Annotated in this window: 2 protein-coding genes; both read right to left on the bottom strand. The window is 65.1% G+C overall.

Annotated features, from left to right (window positions below; genetic code table 11):
* A partial coding sequence (locus tag VMR39_RS18560; RefSeq protein ID WP_325417814.1) for a thermonuclease family protein occupies nt 1-2,136 on the bottom strand: 2,136 nt, incomplete at its 3' end.
* A 2-nt stretch (nt 2,137-2,138) separates the two neighbouring features.
* A partial coding sequence (locus VMR39_RS18555; protein ID WP_325417812.1) for a hypothetical protein occupies nt 2,139-2,822 on the bottom strand: 684 nt, incomplete at its 5' end.

The following is a 2,822-nucleotide window of genomic DNA, read 5'->3' as shown; positions in this document are numbered from 1 at the left end:
GGGCGGCGCGAAAGGTGCATCAGGCCCGGCGGCGACCGAGCGGTCTTCCCAGACCTTGCCGTCACCCTCAAAGCGCGCCTGCTGCGCCGCGTTGCGCTCCTCTACCGAGTTGGCATAGCGATCCACCTCGGCGAAGTCTTCCGGCAGATAGCGCCGGCTGTGGCCATCATAGGTATCGCGCAGCGCATCGAGAAATTCGTTCACCGTGGGGCGTTCGGTATGGTCGGGGAAATACCCCGCTTCCCATGCCGCATGGGCAGCGTCGTCGAGCTTGGCGCCGCTTTCGCTCACCAGCGGGCCGAACCGCGCTTCCTGCCCAACGAAATCCATGCCCCGGCGCGCTGCGTTGTTCATGCCCATCGCCGACAGTTCGCCGCCCTGATCGGCAAGACCGCCTCGCAGGCGCACCCAACCCACCAAGTCGATCGGGCCGACCTTGAGCACCTCCGCGCCGCTCCATGTGCGCACCGTCTGCCGCGTCAGTTCCGCCCGCGGGTCCGGGATCTTGGCAGGAGCGTAACGCCCTGCGTCAATCGCGGCCAGTTCGTCAGCAGACCGAACCTCATTGGAGGGTAGAGGTACAAGATCGCGCGGCTGAATATCTCTCGTCAGTGCCGCGCGCTGCGCCTCTGATAGCGGCTGGTCAATCGGCTGGGGGCGATCGCGGAACAGGTAGTCAGGCTTGCGCGCTTCCTGCGAAATCGAGGGTTCGGGTTCCGCCGCCATGCCCATCGAACGACCATCAGTGTCGATGCGATCAGGCACCCGAACACCGGCAGCATCGTCAGCCACGCTCTGCACGTTGTCACCACCCGCGACTTCGCCAGCGTTCTCGGCAGCGCGGCCCAAGACCTTGCCTGCCGCCTTCTTGACGTAGGGCGCGGCGTATTCAAGCGCCTTGCCGCCCGCCACGCCCAGCGCCGCACCCAGGGGTACCCCCACGGCGGCACCAAGCGCGCGTTCCGATGCAGAGCCATCTGTGCCGAGAAAGCCGGTGGCGCCGCCATAGGCAGCACCCACCCGAGCCAATTCTGCCACCGTCTTTGCACGGGCGCCAAATGGCACGAGAAGCCCGCCGACAAGCTCGCCGCCGGTCTGGGCGTACGGATGAGCGTAGTCGTCAAATCCGAGGATCGAAGCGTTCTGCTGCTGGTTGTTCGACCAGATGTCAGCAAGGCGCCGGTCGCTGTTGAAAACGCTCTCGCGCCCCTCAGTGCCGCCCAGCGTGTCCACTACTGCACCGGCTTCATCGAGGCCGCTGGCGAGCACGCCAGAACCGAGGCCGCGCGTTGCCGCGCCCGTCGCCCCATCGCCGGAATCGGTAAGGGGCCGGACATAATTCTGATACGAGGTAGTCGCCGCGATGCCGGTCTTTTCAATTTGTGCCCGCGCCTTCTCTACGTCCGCAGGGTCGGTCACGAAGCCGTGCGCTTGCGAGAACTTCGCCACGTCTACAGCAGGCACCTTAGGGTCGTTGATGAGTTGCAGGAACTGCTGCTCGTCCTCGGAACGCATACCGGCCAACGGCGTTGGCGTGTCCCACCATTGCGCTACCGTCTCGCGTGAAGGCGCCGGCAGCGGGTCGCGCCTATAATCCTGCGGCGCCTGAAACTTGGTGTCGTGAATGCCGAGGCCGTTGAGCCGCGCCAGGCGCTCGGCCTGCATGTATTCAAACTGGCGCTGCGGATCAGCGGCAAGGTAAGTTGGCGCAGCGAGGGCGTTGCCCTGGCGCACCATGCCATTGCCAACATCGAGACCGTCATTCGTCAAGGGCGCGACCGCCCTGCCGTAAGAATCGCCCACAGGCTGGCCGATGATCGTTTCCGGCGAAACTACCCCCATCAGGGCATTGCGGCTCTGCTGGCCGATCGGCACTGGCTGGCCAGCGCGATCCCAACCCTGCTGCTTCAACTCAGGTGCATCGATGCCCCACACCCGCAGGTTGCGACCGGACGACAGGCGCGCGGTGTCGCCGTCGATCGGCCGGACAATGATCTCACCACCCACAGCCGGAGCCGATTCGCTCCGCTTAACCTTGGCCTGCGCCCGACGCTTCGAGCGCTTCGTCTCGGTTCCCGGCCATGGGTCTGCCTCAGGAGAAGCGGAAACATCCTCGCCGGGCCATTGATCTTCCATGCTCACCGGATTTTCACCCGACCGTCAGGCGTCTTGTAGTACGTCCCTTTTGGCAGCGCCGCCGCCTCTGTGGGCGTCTTCACGGCGCGGGGGTTACTAACGGTTCCTGCCTGGGCCGCGGCCTTACCACCACGCGGTCGGGCGGCGCTCAAGTCCTGGCCACGGCGAGTGCGCGCGTCTGTCAGATCCTGCCCGCGTCGGGTCGTCGCAAGCCGGGCGTCATTGTTCCGGCGAGCTTCGTCAAGCCGACCCTCGCGCGTTCCGATGATGCTATCCGTGTTCCGATCGGCGCGGGCGTTGTCAGCGTCGGTGTTCGCCACCCGCATCAGATAGTCGAGCCGCTCCTTCACCGGGAGAGCCCGCTCCATCAGGCCCTTAACGGCTTCCGGTCCAGGATAGGTCAGCGGCACACTCTCGCCAAGATCGACGCCCAGCACCGCCGCGTAAGGATTGAGACGGGAAAGCGCCGCCTGCCATCCCGCGTCATCCTGCACCCGGCCCATTTCCTCGACGGCGAGGCCGTAAAAATCATGCTCGCCCTTGAGGCGGTCAATGAAACTGTCACGCAGGGTGGACTGGATCTTAAGCGCCTTCTCAGGATCGCGGCTCATCATGCGAAGAAATGCCTGATCCCGCGCTGTCTTGGGCTCGCCGAGAATCGACATATCAGGACCGCCACCAGCAGC

Source organism: Sphingobium sp. (genome assembly GCF_035511395.1).
Classification (GTDB): Bacteria; Pseudomonadota; Alphaproteobacteria; order Sphingomonadales; family Sphingomonadaceae; genus Sphingobium.
The sequence above is the reverse complement of the archived record's forward strand: the minus strand, read 5'-3'. Positions and strand labels throughout refer to the sequence as shown.